Below are 24752 nucleotides of genomic sequence, written 5' to 3' on the forward strand. Positions count from 1 at the left end.
TCATGACGAGTGGTGCCGACCTGCTGCATCCGGTCGTGTTGCACCACGTGGTCAACACGTTGCAGTGGCCGGCGCTGCGGCCCCTGCAGGATGCCGCCGTGCGACCGCTCCTGGACGGCGAGGACGCCCTGCTTCTCGCGCCCACCGCTGGCGGCAAGACCGAGGCGGCGGTGTTCCCGCTGTTGTCGCGGATGGCGGAGGAGAACTGGTCGGGCACCTCCGTGCTCTACGTCTGCCCGCTGAAGGCACTGCTCAACAACCTCCTGCCCCGCCTCGAGACCTACACCGGCTGGCTGGGCCGCCGCGCCGCGCTCTGGCACGGCGACGTGACCATGGGCCGGCGCCGGACGATCCTCCGGGAGCGGCCGGAGGTCCTGCTCACGACGCCGGAGTCCCTGGAGTCGATGCTGGTCAGCACTGCGGTTGACCACGACGAGTTCTTCGGGCACCTGCGGGCGATCGTGGTCGACGAGGTGCACGCGTTCGCCGGCGACGACCGGGGCTGGCACCTGCTGGCCGTCCTGGAGCGCCTCTCCCGGGTGGCCGGTCGCCCGGTGCAGCGGGTCGGGCTGTCCGCGACGGTGGGAAATCCCGACGAGCTGCTGGGCTGGCTGCAGGGCTCCGGTCGCGGCCAGCGACCGGCGCGAGTGGTGGCGCCCGACATCGGCGCGCCGGCCGGCGCCACGACGGGGGCACCGGCTCCCGCCGGTGAGGTCGAGTTGGACTACGTCGGGTCCGTGCACAACGCGGCCAAGGTGATCGCGGCCCTGCATCGGGGCGAGAAGCGGCTGGTGTTCTGCGACTCGCGCGCCCTGGTGGAGGAACTCGGCCAGCGGCTGCGGGCGCTCGACGTGACGACGTTCCTCTCCCACGCCTCGCTGTCCGTCGACGAGCGTCGGCGGGCCGAGGAGGCGTTCGCGCAGGAGCGGGACTGCGTCATCGTCGCCACCAGCACCCTCGAACTGGGCATCGACGTGGGCGACCTCGACCGGGTCATCCAGATCGACGCCCCGCGCACCGTCGCCGCCTTCCTGCAGCGGATCGGCCGGACCGGGCGACGGCCCGGCAGCAGCCGGAACTGCCTCTTCCTCGCGCTGGACGGTGAGGGGCTGCTGCATGCCGCCGGGCTGCTCCACCTCTGGTCGCAGGGCTGGGTCGAGGCCGTCGTGCCGCCACCGGAGCCCCGACACATCGTGGCCCAGCAGATGCTCGCGCTGTCGCTGCAGCGGCACCGCGTCGGCGACCAGGTGTGGCCGGGGGAGTGGAACGGCCTGGCGCCCTTCGACAAGACTGCCGAGGTGATCGTGCGGCACCTCGTCGACCGCGGTTACCTCGACGTCGACTCCGGGATGCTCTTCATCGGGCCGGAGGCGGAGCTGCGGTTCGGTCGCCGGCACTTCATGGACATGCTGGCGGTGTTCACCGCCCCGCCCCAGTTCACCGTGCTCTCCGGTCGCACCGAGATCGGCCGGACCGATCCGGCGCTGCTCACCGCGAAGGTGCAGGGTCCCCGGTTGCTGCTGCTCGCCGGGCGCAGTTGGCGGGTCACCTACATCGACTGGAAGCGCCGGCGCTGCTTCGTGGAGCCCGCCGACGGCGGCGGCAAGGCGCTCTGGATGACCGGCGGGTCGCCGCAGGGGCTGTCGTACCGGATGGTCCGGTCGATCCGCGACGTGCTCCTCGGCGCCGACCCGCCGGTCGCCCTCACCGGCCGGGCCAGCACCAGGCTCGGCCAGTTGCGGGAGGAGGCCACGTCCCTCGTCCATCCAGGCGGCACGGTCGTCGCCCGCGACGCCGACGGCGAGATGAAGTGGTGGACGTGGGCCGGTTTCCGGGCCAACGCCACCCTGATTGCCACACTCAGCGAGATCGCGGACCCGACCCAGCGGTACGACGACGCCTCGATCCGGCTGCGACCCGACCTCGACCGACACATGGTGCGGGCGGCCATGGCCGACGCCGTCGAGCGGGTCTGCCTGCCGGACATCACCGAGAAGGCCCTCGCCGGGCTCAAGTTCAGCGCCGCCTTGCCCGAACGCCTGGCGGTGGCGACCCTGGCCGCGCGGCTGGCCGACCTGCCGGCGGCACGCACGGTGCTCGCCGAACCCACCCGGACTGTGTACTTGTCGGACTGACCTCGACCACATCGAGCTGCGGAATCGGTCAGTTCGGGTGGACCGGTTGGTCGAGGATGGCGCTGAAGCGCTCCTCGGCCAGGTCGAGCTGGTCGAGGATGTGCCGCTTCACCGGCGCCGACAGCGGGGTGTCCGGCCGGGTGACGAGGTCCCGGTAGACCGGCACCAGCGGCCGGTACTTCGCCGCCGACGAGGCCACCTTCGGTCCGACGGTGTGGATGACGCCCACCCCGTTGTCGGTGAAGTCGGAGATCTTGATGACCCGCGCCCACGGCTCCCGGGCCAGGCTGGCCGCCACGTGCTCCCGGTACTGCACGTGCTTGTCGCGCCCCGGGTCGTACGCCGGGTTGGTGACCGCGCCGACCAGGCGGGCCACGCGCGGGCCGAACCGCTCGGCCAGGACGGCCAGCGCGGCGGCGGTGGCGTCGTCGCCGGCGTGCTCGCCGGCCAGCTCGTCGGGGTGGTCCTCGACCGCGTCGTGCAGCAGGCCGGCCACGATCACGTCGACGTCGCGGACCTGGTAGTGGTGCATCATCCGGATCGCCACCCGCAGCAGGTGGTTCAGGTAGGGCTCGCGTACCCGCCGGTCGTCGCGGTGCAGCTCGGCGGCCAGGTCGAGGGCCTCGGTGAGCCGCTCCCGGGCGGCCTCGTCGAACGCGCGCAGCTCCAGCCGGAACCGGGCCAACAGGCCGGGCTCGCCGTGGATCTCGGTGATCGCGTGCATCGGCATGGTGGCCAGGTAGGCGGGAAATTCCATGCGCCACTTATAGCCGATCTTCACCATGTCGCGGGTCCCTGGCGTCGGCCACCCGACGCACCGCCCCGCGCACGAGCCGGCGGCGCGCTCAGGCCCGGACGTCGCCGGAGCGTTCGGCGGCGGCGCCGGTGACCCGGACCGCCTTGACGATGGCCGGGATCGAGCCGATCAGCAGCACCAGCGCCCAGACGAGGGCGACGACGGCGAAGACCAGCGCCCCGAGGTCGTCGACGACGCTGACCAGGATCACCGGCACCAGCCGGTGCAGGAACTCCAGCACGACGGTGCACAGCAGCGTGGTGAGGGCGAGCAGCACCAGGCCCTTGTTCTGCAAGAATCGGGGTTGGGCCGCCACGAGCAGCCCGGCCCAGGCGAGCTTGAGCAGCAGCACCAGCCCGAGCAGGACCGAGGCGTCGCCGACCGGGAAGAACCCCCACAGGGCCAGGTAGGCCAGCGTGCCGAACGGCGGCGCCAGGAACAGCGACACCATGACGGTCAGCTCGACGAAGGCGACCAGCAGCGCGACGAACGCCACGACGATCAGCACGATCGAGAAGACCAGCGTCGCGACGCCCTGCACCCGGCCCTGGACCCGGTCCGGCAACACCAGGCTCAGGCAGAACAGCCCGGTGGTCCAGACCGCGACTGCGTCGAGCAGCGCCAGGTAGCCGATGCCCCGGCCGGACGGCTCGCTGACCCCGGACACGCCGGCGACCTCCACGCCCAGCGCCCCGGCGCTGTCCCGCAGCGCCGCGCCGGCGTCGCCGCCGCCGACGAGCAGCCCGGCGCCGATCTCGACGCCGAGCGCCAGGCCGACGGCGAGCATCGCCAGCAGCAGGAACGGCTTGCGCAGCTCACCCATGTCGGGCCTCTCGTGGTCAGGACGTGGTGATCGTGACGGCGCAGGTGCCGACGCCGGGGCAGCTCAGCAGCACGTCGGTGGCGCGGTCGACGGCGATCCGGGCGACCGCCCCGGTGCCGTCGGCGGCCGGCGTGACCTCGTCGCGGACGGTGAACTCGGCCTCCCCGGGCGCCGGCGCCTCCACCGTGAACGGGGCCGCGCTGCGCAGGACCAGCGTCCGCAGCCCGCCCGGGTCGGCCACGCGCAGCACGCAGCCGCCCGCGAAGACCAGCCGGCCGGCCTCGGCGCAGTCGGCGCGCACCGTCGCCGGGTCCACCGCGGCGCGCTCGCCGCCGATCCGGCCGAGCCGCTCCACCAGCCCCGAGCGGGCGCCGGGGTCGCCCGTGTCGTCCCGGCCGGCGCCGACGGCGACCGCGAACAACGCCACCAGCAGCACGCCCAGCTCCGCGAGCAGCGCCTTCTGCCCGCCGCTCATGCCGGCACTCCGCTACGCTGCGTGCCGTCATGAGGCACCTTCGCGCTGAGCCTGATGATTCGCTCGCTATGCTCGCTCATCGGGCGTCGGCCGGCGCGAGGACCTCGGTGAACCGGATCGCGTCCACGCCGGCGAAGTAGCGGTCGGTGCCCTGGGTCTTGCCCACCACGACGAGCGTGACCCGATGGGGCCCCCGGGTCAGCGCGACCGTGCCGACGTCGACCCAGTCCGTCTTCGTCACCTCGGGGGTGAAGCCGAGGAACGCCCCGCCGACCTGGGCGCCGTCGATGGTGAAGACCGTGTTGGCGTAGTCGAACGAGGTGGTGCGGACGGCGGCGAACCGCCAGGTGCCGTCGGCCGGGATCTCCACCGTCACGCTCACCTGGTCGCCGATCGCGCGGCCCTGGAAGAACAGCTGCGCGCCCTCCGACCAGGTCACCCCGCAGCAGTCGGGCTGGACCTCCACCGCCACCGACGAGCCCATCGGCGGCCCCAGCACCGCGCCGGCCACCAGGCTCTCCGCCTCGACGGTGACCACCCGCGGCTCGCCCGGTGCCGGTTCGCCGTCGCGGGCCAGCAGCCAGACCACCGCCGCGCCGACGACGAGGACCAGCGCCGCCGCGGCGGCGATCCACGGCCAGGGCGTACGCCGGGGCGGGGCGACCGCCCGGACCTCGTAGGTGACCCGCCCGCTGGAGCGGGAACTCTCCTCCGGCGCGGTGTTCGCCGAGTACGCGAACCCGGTCATGTCGTAGCGCCGGGGCGCGGTGCCCGGCGGCACGGTCAGCCGGACCAGGAAGGAGACGGAGCCCTGCCCGGGCACCACCCGCTGCGGTTCGGTGACGGTGAACCAGGACCGCTGCGAGCCCTCGCCGGGCGCCACGTCGAAGACGACGGTGTCGGGGGCCGCGCCGGGGTTGGAGACGGTGAACGTCAGCTCGCCGGTGTTGCGGGCGTCCAGGGTGAACTGCTCGGCGGCGGCGACGACCGCCCACTCGGTGGTCATGGTGGCTCCTCTGCGACGACGATCTCGGCGGTGGTCGACGCGGGCTTCTCCGCCTCGACGATGCGGGTGATCACGGCGAGCTGCCCGGCCGCGGCCGGCGGCACCGTGACCACGACGTGGAACGGCCGGTCCCGGGGCTCGTCGATGGCGTAGCCGCCCGTCCCGGTGGCCACCTCCAGGGCCCTGCGCATGCCGTACGGGGTGCCGCGCCAGCGGGCCAGCAGCGCGCCGTGGGACACCAGGTCCCGCAGCCGGCCCAGCGGCAGCGGCGGCGGGGCGTCCGGCCGGGGCGAGGCGACCACGTGGTCCATCGCCACCCAGCGGGCCAGGTAGGTGACCATCCCGTCCGGGGCCCGGTACGGGTCGAACAGCGCGTCGACGTCGGCGAGCACCGCCTCGTCCGGGGCGTGCAGCGCCTCCATGACGTCCAGCAGCGCCCACAGCACGCTGCCCGGCACGCAGGCCCGCTGGTACGCCGCGGGCAGCAGCCGCTCAATCGCCGCGCGTCGCATCCTGCCGCACCACCTCGATGTCGTGCTCGCCGGAGCAGAGCAGCCACGTGTCGGGAACGGTCACCACGTCGGCGGTGGCCTGGTTGGCGCTGGCCGCCCAGTCGACCGCGTCGACGCTGCGGTGCACCCCGCGCTCGCCGCCGGCCAGGACCAGCCGGTCCGGGCCGCCGGTCGCGGCGACGGCGTCCACCGGCACGAACCGGGTGCGGTCCCGCAGCGGCAGCCCGCAGTTGACCATCACCGGCGCCCACTGCGGCGCGGCGGCGAGGGTGTCCAGCCGCAGCACCCCGCCGCTCTGCGTCGCCGCGACCGCGAGCGGCCCGGAGAACGCGAGGTCCCGGCAGGTGCCGCCGATCCAGCCGGACTGCACCGCCTGCCACTGCACGTCGGACTCGAACAGCCGGGCCCGCCGGCAGCCCTGCCCGGGCTTCTTCGGGTCCGGCTCGCCCGCGCCGCTCCACAGCAGGGTGGCCGGGCCGTCGTACTGGACGGCGAGGACGCGGTTGTCGACGTTGGCCAGCCCGACGTGGGCGAAGCTGCCGGGGCGGCCGGCCCGGGTGGACAGGTAGACCCCGAACCCGGCCTGCGCGGCCACCGCCACGCCCGGCGCGCCCCGCTCGGAGACGAACGCGCGGACGGCGTAGAAGCCCCGGTCGGCGTCGCCGGGGTCGACCAGGATCTGCAACGGCACCGCGCCCGGCAGCAGGGAGACCTCGTACAGGCCGGTGTCGGTGGCGACCAGCAGCGCGCCCGCGCCGTCCCGGTCGATCCAGGCCAGGTCGGTCACCCGCGAGTCCAGGTCGGTCAGCAGCGACCACGTCTCGCCGAGGTCGCTGCTCAGGTGCACCCGGGACCCGCCGCCGTCGCGGACGGTGGCGACGGCCACCGAGCCGGGCCGGGGCACGATGCCGGGGCGCACCGGGGCGGGGGCGGGCGTCACCCGCAGCACCGTCTCGCCGTCGGCGAACCGGCCGGCCGGCTCCCAGCCGGCGCCGGCGTTGGTGGAGCGGAACAGCACCGGCCCGCGCCCGGCGTACCAGGTGCGCGGCTGGTACTGGTCCACGGCGACGGTACGCACCTGGGCGTCGGGCGCCTCGTCGACGACGAAGCGGACCGACTCGACGTAGCGCACCCCCGGCTCGGCCTGCTCCAGCAGCCGGTACACGTTGGACGCGCGCAGCGGCTCGCCGAACGCCCAACCGGCCGGGTTGAGCGGGGTCGGCAGCGGGCTGAGCGTGGAGTGCAGCCGGTCGTGGACGCGCCGCCGGACCGCCTCGACGTCCTCCTCCCGGCGCACCACCACCCGGGCGCGGACCGACACCGCCTTGTAGCGGGCCCAGGTCGCCCGGCAGGAGGTGCCCAGGGCGCGGCGGTGCTCCAGGTCCGCCTCGACCCGGGCCCGGGCCTGGTCCACCTCGTGCTCCCGCAGCACCGCCACCGGCAGCCGCCCGCCCGGCCGGGCCGCCTCCGGCACGTACGGCACCAGCACCACCTCCACCTCGCCGGGCCGGGCGAAGCTGTAGACGGCGGCGCGGGTGAAGGCGCGCGCCCGGGCCACTGCCCCGGAGCCGGCGGCCAGCACCTCGAAGTCCCGCGCGGTGACCGCCCGCTGCTGGGCGAAGAACTCGTACGGGCCGCGCAGCAGCGCCGACTCCATGGACTCCATCTCCCGCCCGCCGGCCGCCGGCGCGGGGTTGTCGACGCGGACCCCGGGCAGCGGGTCGCGCAGGCTGGTCAGCGTGCCGGCCGCCACGTTGCCCGCCGGCCCGCCGCCGGCCCGGTACCACAGCCGCACCTGCCGCCCGGACGGCGGCACGGCGGCCACGGTGACGGGGCCACCCTCCGGCGCGGCGGTCGCGGCGACCGGGCCTCCCGGACCGGCCGTCGCGGCGACCGGTTCGGGCGCCGGGTCGGCGCCGGCGCCCGGAGGGGCATCCGCGGGGTCGGCCGGGTCGCGCAGGTCCAGGGCGGGGGCGAAGGTGACCGTCCCGGAGCAGCGGTCGACCAGGTAGACCTTCGCCTGCGGGCCGAGCCCCGCGAAGCTGTCCACCGGCCGCCAGATCTCGAACGTGCGGCCGTCGTGCTCCCGCGCGGCGGCGCCCAGCTCCACCGTCCCGGCCGGCACCTCGACGCCCAGCAGCAGGTCCAGCGGCTCGGCGGTGCGCGCCAGCGGCGCCCGGGCGGCGCGCAGCACCTGACCGGGCTGGCCGGTGCCGACCCCGAGCAGTTCCGCCTCCACCGGCTCGCAGTGGTGCATCCGGACGGTGACCTCGCCCTGCCCGGCCGGCAGCAGCGCCGGCTCGGTGGTGACGAAGACGACCGGCCGGGGGTCGGCCCCGCGCGCGGCGGCCACCCGGGTGCCGGCCGGGATCCGGACCGGCCCGCGGTCGCCGCCGGACCGGGTGAACCGGACGTCCGCCCAGGCCACCGTGGGGGCGTGCCGGGTCACCCCGAGCAGGTTGAGGAACGCCACGTACGCCTTCTCGGGCAACTGGTTGAGCCGGTAGATCATCACCTCGGTGAGGTGCGCGAACGCCTCCAGCAGCGCGATGCCCGGGTCGTGCGCGGACAGGTCGGTCCAGCCCGGGCAGGACTGCCGGATCCGCTCCCGGGCCTCGGTGACGAGGTCCAGGAAGGCGCGGTCGTCCAGGTGCGGCACGGGCAGGGTCATGACGCTTCTCCCTCCGGTGGCACCCGGATGGGCGGTGGCGGGCCGCCGGCCGGGCGGTGACCGGCGTCGGGGGCCTCCCGCTCCGGGTCGTCGGCGGGCAGCAGGTCGACGGAGAACACCAACTGCCCCGGCGCGAGGCTCGCCCGGATCCGGTAGTCGAGCCGGATCACCAGCCGCCACGGGTCGTCGGGGTCGGGGCCGGCGTCGACGTCGAGGACCTCCACCCGGGGCTCCCAGCGGGCGACGGCCGCCCGGACGTAGTGGATGGCCAGCCCGGCGGTGGTGTCGTCGTTCGGCGCGAAGACGAGGCGGTGCAGCCGGGAGCCGTACCCGGGACGCATCAGCCGCTCGCCCGGGGTCGTGGACAGCAGCAGGAACAACGCCTGGCGTACGGTCTCGTCGCCCTCGGTCATGGCGAGGCCGCCGGCGGCGGTCAGCGCGAGCCCGCCGCCCCGCCCGGGGTCGAAGCCGGCGCCGACGAACCGGAAGGCCCTCACCGGTCCGCCCCCAGGAAGCCCTGCCGGGGGTCGCGTACCCGGTGGTGCACCAGGCCGGGCGGGGTGCCGTCGGTGAACCCGTCGAGGTGGGACAGGACCACCCGCCGGCCGCCGACGCGCACCCAGTCGCTGTAGCCGACCCGCACCCGCAGGGTCTTCGCGCACGGCTTGATCGTCGGCCCGTAGTTCGGGCAGGCGGTGATCTCCCGGCCCTCCGGGTCGTCGTCCACCAGCACCGGCACGCCGGCGACGGTCACCCAGTCCTGCGAGGCCCGGTTGCCGACCCGCCCGTCGTGGTCGCACCTGATCACCGAGTCGCGGTGGATCCAGCGCATCAGCCGCCTCCTTCGTGGTGGGCGCGGGCCAGCGTCCGGGCCCGCTGCGCGGCGGTCGCCGGGTCCTCGGCCGCCTCCGCGTGCAGGAAGTCCACGCTGCGGGCGCGCACGACCATGGCCCGGCCGGGCGCGGAGAGCACCAGGTCGGTCGCGGCGTGCAGGGTCGCCAGTTCGGGGGTCAGCTCCAGCCAGCTGCCGCCCTCGGTGGCCAGCCGCAGGCTCCGCGCGGCGTCGTCGACCACGATCGACTGGCCGCGCGCCGTCCGCAGCGACCAGCGCCGCGCCCGCCCGTCGTCGACCCCCGCGTCGTACGCGCCGGCGGCGCCGAACAGCGCGCCGAGCACGATCCCGGACGCCGGTTCGCCCCCGGGCAGCACCACCAGCACGGCGTCCTCGGGGTCGGGCAGCGCCACGAGGCCCTTGCCGGGGCCGGCACCCGGGCAGAGCACGGCCAGCCACCCGGCGTCGAGCCCCCCGTACGCGGGCAACTCGACCCGGGCCCGGCCCAGTCCGTCGGGGTCGGCCACGTCGGTGACCCGGCCGAGGGTGACCACGGCCGGTGCGGGCGGCCCGGCCGGCGGTGCCGGGGGAGGGGCGGTGGTGAACCGGGTCGACTGGCCGGCGGCGTCGACGGTGTGCACCACCTCGGTCAGCACGTACGTCCCCTCGACGTCGGCGGGCACGCCGGTGAGCGCGATCCGCCGGCCGGGCCGCAGCGCGGGGTCGGCGTCGGCCACCCCCTCGGCGGTGACCAGGGCGGCGACCCGCGCGTCCAGCCGCGCCTGGGCGAGCGCGGCCAACTCGTCGTCGCCCCGCCCGGGCTGGTCGACGGCGGTCCGTACGCCGTCCGCGCCCACGTCGGCCGGGTCGGGGTCGGCGGCGATCCGCCGGCCGCTGCGGGCGGCGCCCACCTGCTGGCTGATCGGCTCGGCCCGCTGCGGGTGCCAGCCCAGTGCGCTGCTCTCCCCGCCGGCCGTGTCGAGGTTGGTCGACAGCCGCAGCGAGTGCAGCCCCCGGCCCAGCTCCAGGCCGACCGGCTCGCCGTGGCCCTCCAGGGTCAGCAGGCGCAGCCGGTCGCCGTCGGCGACCACGTGCAGGCCGGCCCGCCCGGTCACCTCCCGCAGCAGCTCCAGGTCGCTGTGCCGGTGCTGGGACAGCCGCTCCAGCCGGGGGCCGTCCGCCTCGGCGTGCACGGTCAGCCCGACGTCCCCGCACAGCTCGCGGGCCAGGTCGGCGGCGGTCACCGCCTCGAACACCCGCAGCCGCTGCCGCCGGCGCAGCCGGTGCAGCGCGTCGTACGCCCGCACCCGCAGCAGCGCCGCGCCGTCGGCCGCGTACTCGACCTCGACGCAGGTGACCTCGCCGGCGAAGAGGGCGTCGGGATGACCGTCCAGGCGCAGCTCCAGGCTCGCCCCGGTGCGCACCGGCGGGGTGAGCGCGGCGGAGCCGGGCGCGGTGGTCAGCGCCACCTCGCACTGCGTCGGCTGGTCGAGCCGGGCCGCCACCCGGGCCGACACCAGCCGGCGGGCCGCCCCGTCCGGCAGCGGAGCCCCGTCGAGCAGCACGGCGAGCGCGCACGGGGCGGTCACGGCGCATCCGCCGGGTGGGTGGCCGGGGCCGGCTGCGGCGGCACCGCCAGCGGCGTACCGGGTGGCACGGTGAGCGGGTCGGTGATCCGGTTGTGCTCGGCCAGCAGCCGCCACCGCAGCGGCGAGCCGAGCGCGTCGTGGGCGAGCAGGTCGAAGCGTACGCCCGAGTGGTCCGGCCCGGTCGCGCCGTCGCCGGCGGCCACCACGGCGCTGCCCGGCGCGGCGGCCGGGGTGCTCGCCGCGGCAAGTTCCTCCGCGAAGCCCTCCCGCGCCCGGTCGGCGTCCTCCGCGACCCGGACCAGCTTCAGCCGCAGCCAGGACCGGCGCGGCGAGCCGGTCGCGGTGAACGCGTCGAAGCGCTCGGCCACCGCGACGACGACGCCCGGCACGTTCCAGGTCTTGCCCCAGACCAGCCGCACCAGCGGCGGCCGGAGCCAGCCGTGCTCGGTGGCGGAGTTCTCGGCGAGCATCCACAGCGGGCGGGTGAGCGCCCGCACGTCGGTCGGCCGGACCTGACCCTCGGCGAAGTCCACGTCGAACAGCAGGTCCAGCACCAGTTCGGTGCGGCCCCCGCCGGTGAAGACCAGCGGGTCGTCGGCGAGCCCGGCCCCGGTGAGCTGCCCACCCGCGGCGCCCCGGTGGCGCACCCCGGCCAGCCGGGTCACCTGCACCGTCTCCGGGTTGAGCAGGCAGTCCACCCGCTCCCCGGTGGCGTCGATGAGGAAGGCGACCCGTTCCATCAGCCACCCGCCTGTTCCCGGTCCAGCCGGCGGACGCGCTCGTCGTCGAGGGCGGGCACGGGCACCGTCCACAGCGGCCGGTCGTCCGGCAGCGCCGGCCACGGTCCGCCGGCCCGCTCCGATCCGCCGGCCCGCTCCGATCCGCCGGCCCGCTCCGATCCGCCGGCGCGCGCCGGCCCCGCACCGTCGGCGTCGGGCAGCGCCGGCCAGGGCGCGGTCGCGTCCGGCTGCTGGTGCGGACGCCCGGGCGCGAGTCCCAGCCGGTCGGCGTCCGGGCATCCCGTCCCGCCGCCCGGCACCCCCGCCCCCGCCCCTGCGCCCGCCCCCGTCCCCGTTCGTGCTTCCGCTGCCGCTCCTGCTCCCGCCCCCGCTCCGGCCGTGCCGTGCCCGGCCGCTGGGTCCGCCCACGCCCCGCCCGGATCGCCCGGCCACGTCAACCCCGCCCCGGCGGAACCGCGCGACGGCGCCGGCCCGGTCCCGCCGGATCGGCCGGACCCCGCCGGCCACTCGCCACGCGGGCTGCCCGACGGCACCGACCACGCCCTCGCCGCCCCGTCGGACGACGCCGCCCCGGTTGCGTCTCCGGACGCCGCAGATCCGGGTACGAAACGGCTTCGCCAGCGCCCGTTCCGTACCCGGAACTCGGGCGACAGTTCGTCCGCGTCGCCTGGCCGGGCGGTGCGACGATGGGACGGAGCGGCGTGTGCAGCCGTCGTGAGGTCGGACGCGTCCGACCGCGGGTAGCCGGTCGGTGCCGCGTCCGTGGCGTTCGTCAGGGGCCGGTTCCCTGAGGCTTCCGCCGCGCCCGAGGCGTGCCGGACGAGCGTCACGCCCGCCGCGTCCGACGTCATCTCCCGGTCGGGTACCGCGCCCGTCCGGCCGTGGGCGTCTCGGTCGCCGGCCGACCACGGGCCCGTGCTGCCGGCGGCAGGGCTGGTGGCGGCTGTGTTGGCGGCGGCCGGTGTGCCGGGGCGCGTCACCGCCCCGGGCGGGGGAACCGCCGGCCGGAGCACGGGCCGGCCGGCCACCGCCGACGGCCGGCCGACCGGTCCGCCCCCCGGTCCACCTGCCCGGCCGCCGGCTGCCGACGGGTCGCCCGGCCAGCCTGCCCGGCTCGCCCGGCCGTCTCCGCCCGGCCAACCCTGCCCGCTCGACGGGGCGCCTCCGCCCGGCCAGAGGTCTCCGATCGCCCGTCGGCCGCCGCTCCACCAGCTGCCTTCCGCCGGCCGGGCGTCCTCGTCCCGGCGGCCCGACGTCGACGGGTACGAGGGGGCAACGGTAGCCCGCGTCGATCCCCACCCGGGTCCGACGGCGGGCGGTCGTGGATCGGCCGTCCAGGGCGGCCCGTCGCCCGCCGGGCCGTCAGCGGGGCGAGTCGCGCGGTGGCCCGCGCCGGCTGGGCGGCTCGCGGCGTGGTCCGGCCCACCGGGGCGGCTCGCGCCGTGGTCGGCGTCGCCGGGCGGCGGGGGAGCGGGGCCGGTCGGGCCGAGGTCCAGGTCGAGGTCGCGCAGCAGGCCGGGGGCGTGCGCGGACACCACCCGCAGCCAGTGCTCCGGGGGCTGGCCGGGCCGGCGTGCCGGCGCCTCCGTGCCCGTCGCCACGGCCGGCGATCGGCCGGGCGGGGACCAGTCATCGGGCGGGAACCGGTCCTCAGCCGGATACCCGTCCTCGGGCGGGTACCGGTCGTCGGGTGGGGACGGTGGGCCGGACGTGGCCGGCCCGGCGGAGTCGACCAGCCGGGCCAGTTCGTCGACCGCCGTGGCCGTCGCGCGCAGCCGGGCGGCCAGCCAGCTACGCGGTGGTCGGCGCGGCGGCACCGCCGGTCTCCAGTTCCAGGCTCTCGTACCGCAGGGTGAGCGCCGCGATCGCCAACTCCTGGCCGAGGGTGTTCAGGTGGGCGCCACGCCACCTCGTCGGCCAGGCGTTGATCAGGTTCCAGCGCAGCACCTCCGCCGTGCCGGCCGCGTCCAGCAGCACGATCGAGACGTTGCGCCGGCTCACCGTGCCCCGGGCCACCGCGTACGTCCAGTCCCACAGCTCCCGGGAGGCGGTGAGCCCGAAGTGCAGGGTCACCGGCGCGTACTCCACCTGGCCGGGGACCATCCGGATGCGGTCGTTGCCCTGTTCCCGGTACGGCACGCCGGGGATGGTCATCTCCAGGCCGCTGACCTCGGTGAAGTGGCCGTTGGTCACGCCGTTGACGAGGAGCTTGAAGTTGTAGGCCCGGTACGGGTCGACCGGGGCCCCCGGCTGCGGGGTGGCGGTGGTCGGCATGTCAGCCTCCGATCGTCTCGGTCTCGGCGCCACCGGCCCACTGGCTCAGCTTGAACACCACGAACTCCGCCGGCTTGACCACCGCGATGCCGATGTGGGCGACGACCATGCCCGCGTCGCGGACGTCCGCCGGGTTGGTCTCCTCGTCGCACTTGACGAAGAACGCCTCCTCGGGCGTACGCCCCAGCAGCGCGCCGTCGCGCCAGACGCGGGTGAGGAAGGCGCCGATGTCGCGGCGGATGGACCGCCAGAGGGTGAAGTCGTTCGGCTCGAAGACCATCCACCGGGTGCCGTTGGCGATCGCCTGCTCGATGGCGATGCAGAGCCGGCGGACGTTGAGGTAGCGCCACTCGCTGGCCTCGGCGGCGAGGGTGCGGGCGCCCCAGACCCGGATGCCCTCGCCCGGGAAGTAGCGGATCACGTTGACGCCCTTGGGGTTGAGCACGTCGTGTTCGGGCCGGGTGACCAGGTGGGCGAGGTCGACGGCGCCGCGTACGGGCTCGTTGGCCGGCGCCTTGTGCACCCCGCGCAGGGCGTCCGTGCGGGCCCAGATGCCGGCCATGTGCCCGCTCGGCGGGGTGAGCACCAGCTCGCCGCTGAGCGGGTCGCGTACCCGCAGCCAGGGATGGTAGAGGGCGCCGAAGTCGGACTGCCGGGGCCGGCACGCCGTCGGCGCCTCGTCCCCCGACCCGGACCCGCCGGAGCCCGCCGAGCCGGACCCCGGGCCGCCGGAGCCCGCCGAGCCGGACCCACCGGAGCCCTCGGCCGGCTTGGGCGGCTTGCCGGTGGACGGCGTCGCCACCCTGGTCAGCGCCGAGATGTCCGTGACCTCCGGGGGTGGGTCGCAGATCGCCACCATCGTGCGTGTCCGCTCCGCCATGCTGAGCAGCGCCTCGTGCGAGACCGGGTCGTGGAAGCCGGGCGCGGCCACGATGGAGACCTCGTCGACGGCCTCCAGCAGTTGCAGGCCGCCGCGCCGCTTCCCGGTGCCGGTGATCTCGCCTCCCGCGCCGACGTTGACGACCCAGCAGCGGCTGCCGCCGTTGTCGAGGAAGCCGAAGACGGCCCGGGCCAGCGGGGTGCTCTCCAGGCGGTCCCCGTTGGCGTAGAGCCGCAGGAACTCCGTCCAGTTGTTGACCGCGACGGCTCTGCCGAGCTGCGCGGTGGGGTCCGGGGCGACCCCGACGAAGGCGGCCGTGCTGGTGCTGGCCGGTCCGATCGGGCGGGCGCCGCCGGGAACCTCCTCGACGTAGATGCCGGGCGAGAAGTAGGTGGGCATCGGTCCTCCCGGTGCGGTTCGCGGCCGGCGGCGTGGGACGTCCGCCGGAACGGGGTCAGCGGGGCGGGGGCGCGCAGACGATGACGATGTCGGGCTCGGTCGGGTCGACCTCGGCGGTGAGGACCCGCCCCCGGCCGGTGAGCCGCAGCCGTACCGGACCGGGGTGGTCGGGGTCGTGCGGCACCCCGACGACGCGGAACCGGCCGGCGGGGTCGGTGGTGGTGGCGCACGCCGTGCCGACGACCTCGATCCGCACGGCCGCGAGGGGCTGCTGCTCGGGCCCGACCACCCGGCCGTCGAAGGCCAGCATCTCCAGTTGCCGCAGCCGCAGCGGCCGCAGCACCGGCGGCGCCGGCGGCGTCGGGTGGGTGACCTGGGCCGGCACGTCGATGAGCAGGGCCGGACGGGGGGCGGTGCCGAACGCCGCCCAGAGCCGCGGGTCGCCGGCCTCCAGCACGACGGCGCGCTCCCCGCCGGCGGTCGCGGCGGCGAGCACCCGGTCCAACCCGGGCAGCGCCGCCGGCCCGCCGGCGCAGAGCAGGTAGCGGATGGTGAAGCGGTACGGCTCGCGGCCGCCGCTGCCGCGGGTCTGCCGGGCCGGGCGCAGCTCCATCGGCCAGAGCGTGAGCCGGGCGGGGTCGTCGTCGGGGCGCGGCGGACCAACCGGGACGGCTTCCCCTGCCGCCCCGGCCAGCCAGCCGGCCAGCTCCGCGGTGGCCGTCTCGATCGGGCCGCGCCCCGGCGTGGTCATCGCGGCGGCGTCCCCTGGACGCGGTACGCGATGGCCTCGTTCCACACGTGCGGGTAGACGCCGATCTCGAAGTACCGGGTGAATCGGTTGATGGGTGCGTTGGTGTGGTCGTGGTAGAGCAGCCAGACCGGGGCGATGGTGAACAGCACGTAGTTGGCGAGCACCAGCGGGATGTAGAGCGGGCCGAGGATGCGCGCCTGGAGGATGTGCACGTCCTCGTGCCGTTGGATGCCTGGCCCGGAGCCGGCACAGACCGTGCCGATGGTGGTGGCGTACCGGGGGGAGACGCCCTCGACCACGTTGACCCGGCAGCTGTGCTGCGAGGTGGGCCGGTCCAGCGAGTGCCCGACGAGCACGTGCGCGGCCAGGTAGACCGCGCCGACGACGGTGTTGAGCAGGCTCCAGGTGTGGTCGACGACGAACAGGAGGACGCCCTTCGGGTCCGGGCCGTAGACCCGGGCCGAGGCGACCGCCCAGCCGAAGATCCCGCCGACGAGCAGGCCGGCGACCGCGCCGACCAGCAGCCCGACGGTGCCGCCGGCCAGTTGGCCGAGGACCGCGCCGGTGACCACGTGTGCGACGGTGCTGAGGATTCCGTAGATCATGACGGCTCACCTCATACCCAGGAGCGGAGGATGCGGGGCTCGCGTCCCTGCGCGAGCTGGGTCGGCGACGCCTGGGTCGCCTGCCGGTTGCCGGGCGGGAGCTGGTTGATGCCCAGCGCGGCGGAGAAGATGACCAGCCCGTTGAAGAACGCGATGATCCACTTCTCGGCGCCGGCGTCCGTGGCGAACGCCGCGGTGAGGTAGGACAGCGCGAGCGCGATGCCCAGCGCGATCCACTTGCGGGCCTTGTCGCCGCTCGGGCCGATCAGCCCGCCGACGACGTTGGTGGCGAGCAGCGTCGCGGCGCTCGCGCCGGTGAGGCTGCCCAGGGCGGCCCAGGTGAAGAGATCGTTCATCGCCGATCTCCCTTCGGTTGTGCGGTGGTGCGACCGGGGTGTGGTGGTGGTGAGGCCGGCGGCTCCGGGGAGTCTCCGACGGGCCCGGTCCGCCGCCGGCAGGCGGCGGGCGGGAGGGGATGGGGGCCTCAGGCGGGCCCCGGTGGGCGGGCCGCCGTCGGGTTGCCGGGCGTCTGGCCCGGCGCGGCCGGCGGGCCGGTCGCCTGGCCCGGCGCGACCGGGCCGCCGGCCGGCGGCGCCGGCCGGCGCGAACGCCGCAGCAGCAGGGCGACCATGACGGCGACGAGCAGCAGGAGCGCCGCCGCGCCGGCGACCAGCAGCCAGGGGAACCCGCCGCCGTCGTCGCCCGCCGCCGAAGAGGCCGACGGCCTCGGCGGGGCCTCCGCGACCGCCCTCAGTTCGGTCGGCTTCTCCTGGTTGCTGCCGACCTTCCAACTGACCGACCGGCCGTTGACCGTGCCGTTGGTGTCGAGGACCCGGCCGGGAAAGGTCACCGATATCTCGAACGACATCAACCGCATGAACGCCTGCTGATTCTGCGGATTCTGTTCCGCCACCTTCCCGCCGTATTTCTTCGGGTCGAGGGGAAGGGTGAAGCGGTAGAGATCGTCCTCCCGGACGAGCCGCACGCTCTCGCTGTTGAAATCGCGCAGCGGGGTGTTCCGATAGGTGATCTGGGAACCGAAGAGCTTGGCGTCCTCGTAGCGGGTCTCCTCGCCCGGCGGCAGGGCGGGAATGTTCTTCCGCAGCTCGGCGAAGCCGGCCTCGGCGGTGCGGTTGCCCGAGGTCAGCACGGTCTTCTGGGCGGTCAGCAGGAGCTGGCCGTCGACCGCGTCGTCGGCGTTGACGGTCAGCCCGAGATTCAGTTGCATGCAGCCGGTCAGCGCGGCCACCAGGACGAGACACGCCGCGGCGCGGAGTGTCCTGCCGCGAATGTGTCCCGTATCCATGGGCACAGTGTGTGTGATTCAGATCACAATCAGCAGTCAGCGATCAGTCACAACGAAGTCGCCGATCTTACCTGGCCGCTGTCCCCTTCGGCCGAGGTCGATAATCTCCGAAATCGATATCCTAAAGGGTTTGGCGCGTCCTCGATCACGCGGCGAGGCGGTGGTCGCGCGGCGTGATGCCGCGGACCCGACGGAACGCCGTGCTCAGCGCGAACGGGCTGCCGTAGCCGACCTTGCGGGCGACCGCGCCCAGGGTGGCGTCCGGCTCGCGGAGCAGGTCGGCGGCGAGCGCCAGCCGCCACCCGGTCAGGAACGTCATCGGCGGCTCGCCGACCAGCTCGGTGAACCGGCGGGCCAGCGCCGCCCGGGACACGCCCACCTCGGCCGCGAGGGAGGCGACCGTCCACGGCCGGGCCGGGTCGTTCTGGAGCAGCCGCAGCGCCGGGCCGACCACCGGGTCGGCGGCGGCGACGTACCAGGCGGGTGCGGCGCCGGGGCGGGCGAACCAGGTGCGCAGCGCGGCGATCAGCACCAGGTCGAGCAGCCGGTCCAGGACCGCCTCCTGGCCGGGCGCGTCCCGGGAGACCTCCTCGGCGAGCAGGGGCACCAGCGGGCTGCGCCACTCCTCGCCGCCCACCACCAGCAGTGGCGGCAGGGCGGTGAGCAGCCGTCGGCTCAGCTCCCCGGGAAGCTGGTACGTGCCGGTCAGCAGCACGGTGGCGCCGTCCGGGCTCGTGCCCCAGGTACGTACGCCCAACGACGTCGTCTCGGCCAGCGGCTCCCCGCGTAGCGTGGTGCACCGCTGCCCGGGGTGGATGACCACCTGCGGCGGGGTGGCCGGGTCGTCCGCCACGAGATAGCCGTCGGGCCCGCGCAGCACCGCCACGTCGCCCGGTCCCAGCGCGACGGGCGCGCCGTCGTCGGGCGCCACCCAGGCCGCGCCACGGACCAGGGCGACGACGGTCAGCGGGGCGCGGTCCTCGATGCGCAGCGCGAACGGGGGATCCAGCAGCGACCGGAGCAGGAAGGCGCCCCGGGCCCGCGGCCCGTCGAGCAGCCCGGTGAGCGGGTCCATCCCGCGAGCGTAGACGAGCGCGTATGGCGGCCGGCGGGGCCGCGCCGTCGGACGTCTCTGTTGCGGGTCGACCGGGTCATTCGGCGATCGTCAGCCAGTCGGCGGCGCGGTGGCGGATGTCGGCGGGTACCTCGTGCGGGCCCGGGAACTCGTCGTAGGTGACGTCGTAGCCGAGCGAACGCAGCCGGGGCACCAGGCGGCGGCTGCACACGTCGACCGGCAGGACCGGGTCGTCGGCGCCGTGCGAGACGTAGACGCGGGGCCGGCCGTGGGTGACCAGCGGCGCGGCGAAGCCGGGGGAGAAGGCCACCACCGCGTCGACCAGGTCGCCGTTGGTCAGGCCCAGGGAGAGGGCGTACGAGGCGCCGTCGGAGAACCCGCCGAACGCCACCTGCCCGACGGGGTAACCGGCGAAGGCCGTGGCCAGCAGCCCGTCGATCCGTCGGACGTCCACCCCGAAGCCCTCCACGATCAGGTCCCAGCTGCTCGACGCCGCCTGCGGGGCCACCAGCAGCAGTTGGTGCGCGTCGGCGACCGGCAGCAGCAGGTCCACGCCCTGCCGGGCCGAGCCGCCGGCCCCGTGGAGCAGCAGCACCAGCCGGTACGGCCGGCCGTCGACCGGCTCCGGGGCGTACACCATCGCCAGCGGCCCGCCGTCGGCGTCGGTCAGCGTCACCATGCCGGTGGCCGCCCGCGTGACGGGCGGCGCCGGACGCGCGGTGAGCCGGCCGTGCCGTGGGTTCTCCTCCGGCTGCCGGTGCGGCGCGGCGGGTTCGGCCACGGGATCACCGCTCCTCGTCCTCGGCGGGGGTGCGCCAGCGGTTACCCCGCTGCCCCGGGGTTAACCCTGCCGGGCCGCCTCCAGCGCGGCCGGCGGCCCCTGCCGGGCCGGCTCATCCGCTGACCCGGCGGACCAGCCGGGACGGGAACACCGTCGCCGGCGGCACCGGCCGTCCGGCCAGCACGGCGGTCGCCGCCGCCGTGGCGATCTGCCCCACCGGATGGGTCGCCGTGGTCAGCGCGGGGGTGGTCATCGCGGCGAGCGGGATGTCGTCGAACCCGGTGACGGCGACGTCCCCGGGCACCCGGACGCCGTCGCCGCGCAGCCCGTCGATCAGCCCCAGCGCGGTCGCGTCGCTGATCCCGACGATCGCGTCCGTGTCCGGCCAGCGCGCCAGCACCTCCCGGGCCGCCGCCCGGCCCCGGCCCGCGCTGAAGTCCCCCGGCACCAGCCGCACCGGCAGGCCCGCGTCGCGCACCACCCGGCGGTACGCGCCCACCGAGCGGCCGGCGCAGGGCAGCCAACGGGGGCCGGTCACCATCGCGATGCGGCGGCGGCCGGTGGCGTACAGGTGCCGGACCACGGCCTCCGTGCCGCCGCCGTTGTCCACGTCGAAGGCCGGCACGAGGGCGGAGCCGATGCCGATCGAGGCCACCCGCCCGCGCAGCGCCGCCGGGACCGCCCGGAGCACCGCCTCGGTGGTGTTGACCAGGATGATCCCGCCGACGCCGCCGTCCTCGGCCAGCCGGCGCAGCCCGGCCGGCTCCCGCGTCGAAAGCCAGTGCAGCGCGACCCCGAGCCCGTACGGCGCGCAGACCCGGGCGGCCGCGCCGACCACCCGGTCGACGTACGGGTCGTCGAGGACGGTCGGGGCGACGCCGGACACCGCGACCACCAGCCGCACACCGGTGCCCCGGACCAGCGCGCGGGCGGCCAGGTTCGGTGCGTACCCGAGCCGGTCGGCGGCGGCGGTGACCCGGTCGCGGGCGGTGGACGAGGCGTAGCCGGTGCCGGCGATCACCCGCGAGGCGGTGGCCCGGGAGACGCCCGCCGCCCGGGCGACGTCGTCGAGTGTGGGCGGTCGGCCAGCCGGCGTCATACCTGTCCTCCCCGTGGTCGCCGTCCCCGGCGCGGACGGTCGATGCGCATCATCTCCCTCGCGGGTCGGCGACGGTAAGAGGGTGGGAAGGCGTTGTCCTGGCAGCGCTCTCAGGTGTGGGATCGTGCGGCAGACCGCCCGAGGCGAGAGGACGCCACCGTGAGCCGCACCACCGCCCCGCCCGCCGCGCCGACCCCGGCCGTACCGCGGGCGGTGCTGGCCGCCCGCACCGGCGTGGCGGTCGTGTTCGCGCTCAACGGCCTGGCCGTCGCCTCCTGGTTCTCCCGGGTGCCCGCCGTCCGGGACGCGCTCGGGTTCAGCGCCGGCCGGCTCGGGCTGCTCCTGCTCGCCATGTCCGTCGGCGCGCTGCTCGCGATGCCCACCGCCGGCCTGGTGGCCCAGCGGCTCGGGACGGCCCGCACGGTGGCGCTGTCCACCCTGCTCGTCGCGGCCGGACTGACCGTGGCCGGGGCCGCCGGCCTCGCCGAGTCCCCGGTCGGGGTCGCGGTGGGCCTGTGCGCCCTCGGCTACGGCTCCGGCGCCTGCGACGTCGCGATGAACGTGGAGGGCGCGGCGGTCGAGCGGCGGCTGGGGCGTACGGTCATGCCCCGCTTCCACGCCGCGTGGAGCCTCGGTTCCGTGGCCGGCGCCGGGCTCGGCGCCGGGGCCGCCCGCCTCGGCGCGCCGGTCGCCGCCCACCTCGCGGCGGTGGCGGCGGTGGTGCTGCTCGGCACGCTGCTGGCCGTCCGGTCGTTCCTGCCGGCCGCCGGGTCCGGGACCGCACCGGCCGCCCGCCGGCGCGATCTGCTCGCCGCCTGGCGGGAGCCGCGCACCCTGCTCGTCGGCGTGCTGGTGCTGGTGGCGGCGTTCGTCGAGGGCAGCGCCAACGACTGGCTGGCTGTCGCCTTCATCGACGGACACGGCCTCAGCGAGGCGGCCGGGGCGGCCGTGTTCGGGGTCTTCGTCGTCGGCATGACCCTCGGCCGCACGGCGGGCACCGTCGCGCTGGACCGATGGGGGCGGGTGCCGGTGCTGTCCGGCGCGATCCTGCTCGCCACGGTCGGCGCGGCCGTGGCGGTGCTCGCCGGCTCCGGGCCGGTGGCGGTCGTCGGCGTCGCGCTCTGGGGAATCGGCGCGTCGCTCGGCTTCCCGGTGGGGATGAGCGCGGCGGCCGACGACGAGGACCGCGCGCCGGCGCGCGTCAGCGTGGTCGCCGTGATCGGCTACACGGCGTTCCTCGCCGGTCCGCCGCTGCTCGGCCTGCTCGGCGACCGCGTCGGCACGCTGCGCGCCCTGCTCGTGGTGCCGCTGTTGCTGCTGCCCACCCTCGCCCTGGTGCCGGCCACCCGCCCGCCGTCGCGCTGACACGGCATCCCCGCAGGGCACTCACACCCGGCTCGCAGCCGCCTCCCAGGAAGCGGTGCTGCACTGGGAGGACGCCGAGGAGAGGAGCGGGGGATGGGCTGGTTCAGTCGACGGTCGCGCGGCACCGACGCGGCCCCCACGAAGCTCGACCGCGAGGCGACCCGCGAGGACCTGGCCGCGCTGGAGGCGTTCGTCACCAGCCGCCGGGGCGTCGAGTTCTACCTGGAACCGGAGACCACGGCGACCGACACCACCGTGGTGGCGATCGCCCACGACGGCGAGTGGATTCGCCGCCGCACCGGCTCGCCGCGCGCCGCCGGGTCGATCGCCCGCAAGCACGCAGTGCCGCTGTACGAGGCCGCCCGCACCGGCTACCCGGAGCGGATGCGGGCCTGGAACCGGGCCCACCCGGAGCGCCGCGTCCGCTGAACGTGGCGCCGCCGCGGCGTCACCGCGCGGCGGCGACCGCAGCGCGTGCCTCGTCCAGCGTCATCGGCGGCTGGTGGCTCGCGACGTACCAGTGAACGTCGTCGGCCAGCAGTCGGCTTACCAGGGTGAGGTCGGGCCGGTCCTCGGGGGTGCGCAGGTGCGCCGGCGGCGGATAGAAGCAGTCGCCGAGCAGCAACACGCCCGAGTCCGGCACCGCCACCACCGTCGAGTCCGGCGCGTGGGCGCCCCCGACGTGCCGCACCCGCACGCCGACCGGCAGGTCCAACTCGTCGGTGAAGGTCCGGGTCGGCGGCAGCACCGCGAAGCCGTCCCACGAGTCGACCGCCAGCGCCCGGGCCCGGAAACTCGGGCCGAGCCGCGGATTCGCCCGCACCTGCTCCCGCAGGTACCGATGGCTCCACGGCCGGGCCGCCTCCGCACGCAGCAGCCGCTCGCCGGCGACGTGGCCGACGATCTCCACGCCGGGCCAGGCGCAGGCGCCCCACACGTGGTCCCAGTGGTGGTGCGTGTAGACCAGCCAGCGGGGCGGGGGCAACCCGGCGGCAGCCAGCGCGGACCGGATCTCCCGGGCGTGCGCGGGGCTCTGCCCTGCGTCGACCAGCACGCTGCCCCGATCGTCGGCGACCAGGGCGACGCCGGCCTGGACGGCTTCCGGGTCCGGATCACCCGGGCAGAGCCAGACCCGACCGGCGAGGTGCTGAAACGTTACGGTGGCCATGGCGCACAACCCTCCTGGACTCCGGACAACGCGTCGGACTGGCGCCCGATCGTAGGTGCTGGAGGCTCGGCGGCTGTCCCTAGGTCAGGAGCGCGCGTCCTGCCCGTCCGTGCCGGGCAGCTGTCGTCGGCCGCCCCTGCCCGGCGGCGCCATCCGGGGGGACGGGGCGGGCGGTAGGGTGTCCGGCATGGCTGACCGGTCGTCGGCCCTGGGCCGTCCCTTCTGGACATTCTGGAGCGCCGCCGCCTTGGCCAACCTGGGCGACGGCATTCGCGTGGCGGCGTTCCCGCTCCTCGCCGCCGCGCTGAGCGACGACCCGGTGGCGGTGGCCGCCGTGGCCGCGGCGCAGTTCCTGCCCTGGTTGGTCACCGGCCTGTTCGCCGGAGCGCTCGCCGACCGCAGGGCAGCCCGGGAGATCATCGCCGCCGCCGACGTGGGCCGGGTCCTGGTCCTGTCGACGTTGGCCCTGGCCGTCGCGACGGCCAGGGCGCCGATCGGCCTCGTTGTCGTCGCCGCGTTCCTGCTCGGCGTCGGCGAGACCCTGCGCGACACCGCCGCCCAGACCGCCGTGCCCCGGCTGGTGGACGACGCGCAGCTGGAGAAGGCCAACGGTCGTCTCGTGGCGGGCGAGATCGTGGGCAACGAGTTCGTCGGCCCGCCGGTCGGCGCGCTGCTGTTCGTCGCGGGCGCGGCACTGCCGTTCGCCGTCAACGGTGCCTCCCTCGCGTTGGCCGTCATGCTCGTGCTGTCCCTGCCGCTGACCCTCGCCCGCCCGGCCCCGGAGCGGTCGGGAGCCGGTGCCGGCGAGCCGTCCGGCGGCGCGGCCGTCCCCGCCCGGGACGGGGCGCTCGCCGGGCTGCGGTGGCTGGCCCGGCAGTCAGTCCTCCGTACGCTCGTGCTCGTCGGCGCGGCCGTCGCCGCCGCGGACAGCGCCTGGTTCGCGATCTTCGTGCTGTACGCGCGGGACAGCCTCGGCCTCGGCGCGCTCGGCTTCGGCCTGCTGCTGGCCACCGGCGCGGGCGGCGGCCTCGCCGGCTCCCTCGTCGCCGACCGGCTGATCGCCCGCTTCCGGCACCGGCACGTGCTGACGTGGTCGATGGCGGTCACCGCCGGAGCGCCGGCGCTCCTGGTCGTCGCGCCGCACCGGGTCGCCGCCGTGGTCGTTGTCGTCAGCACCAGCGCGGCGTTCGCCGTCCTCAACGTGGCCGCGCTGTCGCTGCGGCAGCGCCTCGTGCCCGGCGACCTGCTCGGCCGGGTGGTCGCCGCCTCCCGGGTCCTCACCTACGGCTGCACCGCGCTGGGGGCGCTCGCCGGTGGCGCGCTGGCCGCCGGCCTGGGCCTGGACGCGCCGTTCCTGCTCAGCGGCGCCGTCGCGGTGGCCGCGACCGTCGCCTGGAACGTCGCGTCCCGGCCCTCCGCGCCGGCCGACCCGGCCTGACGGAGGCGTTGGCCCTCACCGCCCCGGCGACC

At 76.1% G+C, this 24752-nt stretch carries 25 protein-coding genes; 4 read left to right on the forward strand and 21 right to left on the reverse strand.

Going from position 1 to position 24752, the window contains the following annotated elements:
* Window positions 1–2 precede the first annotated feature (2 nt).
* The gene (locus tag ACGF5C_RS09175) at window positions 3–2135 is read left to right on the forward strand and encodes a DEAD/DEAH box helicase (protein WP_393298676.1); all 2133 of its coding nucleotides are present in this window, start codon (window positions 3–5) and stop codon (window positions 2133–2135) included.
* 28 nt (window positions 2136–2163) lie between these two features.
* On the opposite strand, the gene ACGF5C_RS09180 is transcribed toward ACGF5C_RS09175, so the two are convergent.
* The 20 genes from ACGF5C_RS09180 to ACGF5C_RS09275 form a co-directional block, all read right to left on the reverse strand.
* Window positions 2164–2892 (reverse strand): HD domain-containing protein, encoded by a 729-nt coding sequence (locus ACGF5C_RS09180; protein ID WP_393298679.1) that lies wholly within the window; start codon window positions 2890–2892, stop codon window positions 2164–2166.
* Window positions 2893–2980: 88 nt separating this feature from the next.
* Window positions 2981–3754, reverse strand: coding sequence for a hypothetical protein (locus ACGF5C_RS09185; protein WP_393298682.1), 774 nt, complete (start codon window positions 3752–3754; stop codon window positions 2981–2983).
* Between the two features lie 16 nt (window positions 3755–3770).
* Entirely contained in the window at window positions 3771–4229 is a 459-nt protein-coding gene (locus ACGF5C_RS09190) for a hypothetical protein (RefSeq protein WP_393298685.1), read from the reverse strand.
* A gap of 76 nt (window positions 4230–4305) precedes the next feature.
* Complete coding sequence (locus ACGF5C_RS09195; protein WP_393298688.1) at window positions 4306–5235, reverse strand: hypothetical protein; 930 nt, start codon at window positions 5233–5235, stop codon at window positions 4306–4308.
* The gene (locus ACGF5C_RS09200) at window positions 5232–5747 is read right to left on the reverse strand and encodes a phage tail protein (protein ID WP_393298691.1); all 516 of its coding nucleotides are present in this window, start codon (window positions 5745–5747) and stop codon (window positions 5232–5234) included. The genes ACGF5C_RS09195 and ACGF5C_RS09200 overlap by 4 nt, the downstream gene beginning before the upstream one ends.
* Entirely contained in the window at window positions 5728–8418 is a 2691-nt protein-coding gene (locus ACGF5C_RS09205; RefSeq protein WP_393298694.1) for a putative baseplate assembly protein, read from the reverse strand. Before ACGF5C_RS09205 ends, ACGF5C_RS09200 begins: the two co-directional genes overlap by 20 nt.
* On the reverse strand, window positions 8415–8915 hold the full coding sequence (locus ACGF5C_RS09210; RefSeq protein WP_393298697.1) for a GPW/gp25 family protein: 501 nt from the start codon (window positions 8913–8915) through the stop codon (window positions 8415–8417). Before ACGF5C_RS09210 ends, ACGF5C_RS09205 begins: the two co-directional genes overlap by 4 nt.
* The gene (locus ACGF5C_RS09215; RefSeq protein ID WP_393298700.1) at window positions 8912–9250 is read right to left on the reverse strand and encodes a hypothetical protein; all 339 of its coding nucleotides are present in this window, start codon (window positions 9248–9250) and stop codon (window positions 8912–8914) included. The genes ACGF5C_RS09210 and ACGF5C_RS09215 overlap by 4 nt, the downstream gene beginning before the upstream one ends.
* Entirely contained in the window at window positions 9250–10839 is a 1590-nt protein-coding gene (locus tag ACGF5C_RS09220; protein WP_393298702.1) for a contractile injection system protein, VgrG/Pvc8 family, read from the reverse strand. The genes ACGF5C_RS09215 and ACGF5C_RS09220 overlap by 1 nt, the downstream gene beginning before the upstream one ends.
* Window positions 10836–11579, reverse strand: a complete 744-nt coding sequence (locus ACGF5C_RS09225; RefSeq protein WP_393298705.1) for a hypothetical protein — start codon at window positions 11577–11579, stop codon at window positions 10836–10838. The genes ACGF5C_RS09220 and ACGF5C_RS09225 overlap by 4 nt, the downstream gene beginning before the upstream one ends.
* On the reverse strand, window positions 11579–11878 hold the full coding sequence (locus ACGF5C_RS09230; protein WP_393298708.1) for a hypothetical protein: 300 nt from the start codon (window positions 11876–11878) through the stop codon (window positions 11579–11581). The genes ACGF5C_RS09225 and ACGF5C_RS09230 overlap by 1 nt, the downstream gene beginning before the upstream one ends.
* A gap of 1492 nt (window positions 11879–13370) precedes the next feature.
* Complete coding sequence (locus tag ACGF5C_RS09235) at window positions 13371–13853, reverse strand: phage tail protein (protein ID WP_350707380.1); 483 nt, start codon at window positions 13851–13853, stop codon at window positions 13371–13373.
* Window position 13854: 1 nt separating this feature from the next.
* Window positions 13855–15132: a phage tail sheath family protein gene (locus ACGF5C_RS09240; protein ID WP_393298711.1), complete on the reverse strand. Its 1278-nt coding sequence runs from the start codon at window positions 15130–15132 to the stop codon at window positions 13855–13857.
* Between the two features lie 55 nt (window positions 15133–15187).
* The gene (locus ACGF5C_RS09245; protein ID WP_393298714.1) at window positions 15188–15883 is read right to left on the reverse strand and encodes a carboxypeptidase-like regulatory domain-containing protein; all 696 of its coding nucleotides are present in this window, start codon (window positions 15881–15883) and stop codon (window positions 15188–15190) included.
* Complete coding sequence (locus ACGF5C_RS09250; protein ID WP_393298717.1) at window positions 15880–16488, reverse strand: glycine zipper family protein; 609 nt, start codon at window positions 16486–16488, stop codon at window positions 15880–15882. Before ACGF5C_RS09250 ends, ACGF5C_RS09245 begins: the two co-directional genes overlap by 4 nt.
* 11 nt (window positions 16489–16499) lie before the next feature.
* On the reverse strand, window positions 16500–16844 hold the full coding sequence (locus ACGF5C_RS09255) for a hypothetical protein (protein ID WP_393298720.1): 345 nt from the start codon (window positions 16842–16844) through the stop codon (window positions 16500–16502).
* 128 nt (window positions 16845–16972) lie between these two features.
* On the reverse strand, window positions 16973–17794 hold the full coding sequence (locus ACGF5C_RS09260) for an LppM family (lipo)protein (protein ID WP_393298723.1): 822 nt from the start codon (window positions 17792–17794) through the stop codon (window positions 16973–16975).
* 145 nt (window positions 17795–17939) lie between these two features.
* Window positions 17940–18869: an AraC family transcriptional regulator gene (locus ACGF5C_RS09265; protein ID WP_393298725.1), complete on the reverse strand. Its 930-nt coding sequence runs from the start codon at window positions 18867–18869 to the stop codon at window positions 17940–17942.
* A 76-nt stretch (window positions 18870–18945) separates the two neighbouring features.
* Window positions 18946–19650, reverse strand: coding sequence for an alpha/beta hydrolase (locus tag ACGF5C_RS09270; RefSeq protein WP_393298728.1), 705 nt, complete (start codon window positions 19648–19650; stop codon window positions 18946–18948).
* A gap of 112 nt (window positions 19651–19762) precedes the next feature.
* Window positions 19763–20749, reverse strand: a complete 987-nt coding sequence (locus ACGF5C_RS09275; RefSeq protein WP_393298731.1) for a LacI family DNA-binding transcriptional regulator — start codon at window positions 20747–20749, stop codon at window positions 19763–19765.
* 159 nt (window positions 20750–20908) lie between these two features.
* On the opposite strand from ACGF5C_RS09275, the gene ACGF5C_RS09280 reads away from it, so the two are divergent.
* Both ACGF5C_RS09280 and ACGF5C_RS09285 read left to right on the forward strand, forming a co-directional pair.
* Window positions 20909–22114 carry an MFS transporter gene (locus tag ACGF5C_RS09280; RefSeq protein ID WP_357460046.1) on the forward strand — a complete coding sequence of 402 codons (1206 nt, stop codon included), beginning with the start codon at window positions 20909–20911 and terminating at the stop codon, window positions 22112–22114.
* 93 nt (window positions 22115–22207) lie between these two features.
* Window positions 22208–22543: a hypothetical protein gene (locus ACGF5C_RS09285; protein ID WP_357460044.1), complete on the forward strand. Its 336-nt coding sequence runs from the start codon at window positions 22208–22210 to the stop codon at window positions 22541–22543.
* A 19-nt stretch (window positions 22544–22562) separates the two neighbouring features.
* Here ACGF5C_RS09285 and ACGF5C_RS09290 read toward each other — a convergent pair whose 3' ends face one another.
* Window positions 22563–23282 carry an MBL fold metallo-hydrolase gene (locus ACGF5C_RS09290; RefSeq protein WP_393298734.1) on the reverse strand — a complete coding sequence of 240 codons (720 nt, stop codon included), beginning with the start codon at window positions 23280–23282 and terminating at the stop codon, window positions 22563–22565.
* A 187-nt stretch (window positions 23283–23469) separates the two neighbouring features.
* Here ACGF5C_RS09290 and ACGF5C_RS09295 point away from each other — a divergent pair, with 187 nt between their 5' ends.
* Window positions 23470–24720, forward strand: coding sequence for an MFS transporter (locus ACGF5C_RS09295; RefSeq protein ID WP_393298737.1), 1251 nt, complete (start codon window positions 23470–23472; stop codon window positions 24718–24720).
* Window positions 24721–24752 lie beyond the last annotated feature (32 nt).

The sequence above is a fragment of the Micromonospora sp. NPDC047620 genome (genome assembly GCF_043205005.1).
Taxonomy (GTDB): domain Bacteria; phylum Actinomycetota; class Actinomycetes; order Mycobacteriales; family Micromonosporaceae; genus Micromonospora.

Coding starts and splice junctions, on each gene's coding strand:
- ACGF5C_RS09175 (WP_393298676.1), top strand. CDS start 3: ATGACGAGTGGTGCCGACCTGCTGCATCCGGTCGTGTTGCACCACGTG.
- ACGF5C_RS09180 (WP_393298679.1), bottom strand. CDS start 2,892: ATGGAATTTCCCGCCTACCTGGCCACCATGCCGATGCACGCGATCACC.
- ACGF5C_RS09185 (WP_393298682.1), bottom strand. CDS start 3,754: ATGGGTGAGCTGCGCAAGCCGTTCCTGCTGCTGGCGATGCTCGCCGTC.
- ACGF5C_RS09190 (WP_393298685.1), bottom strand. CDS start 4,229: ATGAGCGGCGGGCAGAAGGCGCTGCTCGCGGAGCTGGGCGTGCTGCTG.
- ACGF5C_RS09195 (WP_393298688.1), bottom strand. CDS start 5,235: ATGACCACCGAGTGGGCGGTCGTCGCCGCCGCCGAGCAGTTCACCCTG.
- ACGF5C_RS09200 (WP_393298691.1), bottom strand. CDS start 5,747: ATGCGACGCGCGGCGATTGAGCGGCTGCTGCCCGCGGCGTACCAGCGG.
- ACGF5C_RS09205 (WP_393298694.1), bottom strand. CDS start 8,418: ATGACCCTGCCCGTGCCGCACCTGGACGACCGCGCCTTCCTGGACCTC.
- ACGF5C_RS09215 (WP_393298700.1), bottom strand. CDS start 9,250: ATGCGCTGGATCCACCGCGACTCGGTGATCAGGTGCGACCACGACGGG.
- ACGF5C_RS09225 (WP_393298705.1), bottom strand. CDS start 11,579: ATGGAACGGGTCGCCTTCCTCATCGACGCCACCGGGGAGCGGGTGGAC.
- ACGF5C_RS09235 (WP_350707380.1), bottom strand. CDS start 13,853: ATGCCGACCACCGCCACCCCGCAGCCGGGGGCCCCGGTCGACCCGTAC.
- ACGF5C_RS09240 (WP_393298711.1), bottom strand. CDS start 15,132: ATGCCCACCTACTTCTCGCCCGGCATCTACGTCGAGGAGGTTCCCGGC.
- ACGF5C_RS09245 (WP_393298714.1), bottom strand. CDS start 15,883: ATGACCACGCCGGGGCGCGGCCCGATCGAGACGGCCACCGCGGAGCTG.
- ACGF5C_RS09250 (WP_393298717.1), bottom strand. CDS start 16,488: ATGATCTACGGAATCCTCAGCACCGTCGCACACGTGGTCACCGGCGCG.
- ACGF5C_RS09255 (WP_393298720.1), bottom strand. CDS start 16,844: ATGAACGATCTCTTCACCTGGGCCGCCCTGGGCAGCCTCACCGGCGCG.
- ACGF5C_RS09260 (WP_393298723.1), bottom strand. CDS start 17,794: ATGGATACGGGACACATTCGCGGCAGGACACTCCGCGCCGCGGCGTGT.
- ACGF5C_RS09265 (WP_393298725.1), bottom strand. CDS start 18,869: ATGGACCCGCTCACCGGGCTGCTCGACGGGCCGCGGGCCCGGGGCGCC.
- ACGF5C_RS09275 (WP_393298731.1), bottom strand. CDS start 20,749: ATGACGCCGGCTGGCCGACCGCCCACACTCGACGACGTCGCCCGGGCG.
- ACGF5C_RS09285 (WP_357460044.1), top strand. CDS start 22,208: ATGGGCTGGTTCAGTCGACGGTCGCGCGGCACCGACGCGGCCCCCACG.
- ACGF5C_RS09290 (WP_393298734.1), bottom strand. CDS start 23,282: ATGGCCACCGTAACGTTTCAGCACCTCGCCGGTCGGGTCTGGCTCTGC.
- ACGF5C_RS09295 (WP_393298737.1), top strand. CDS start 23,470: ATGGCTGACCGGTCGTCGGCCCTGGGCCGTCCCTTCTGGACATTCTGG.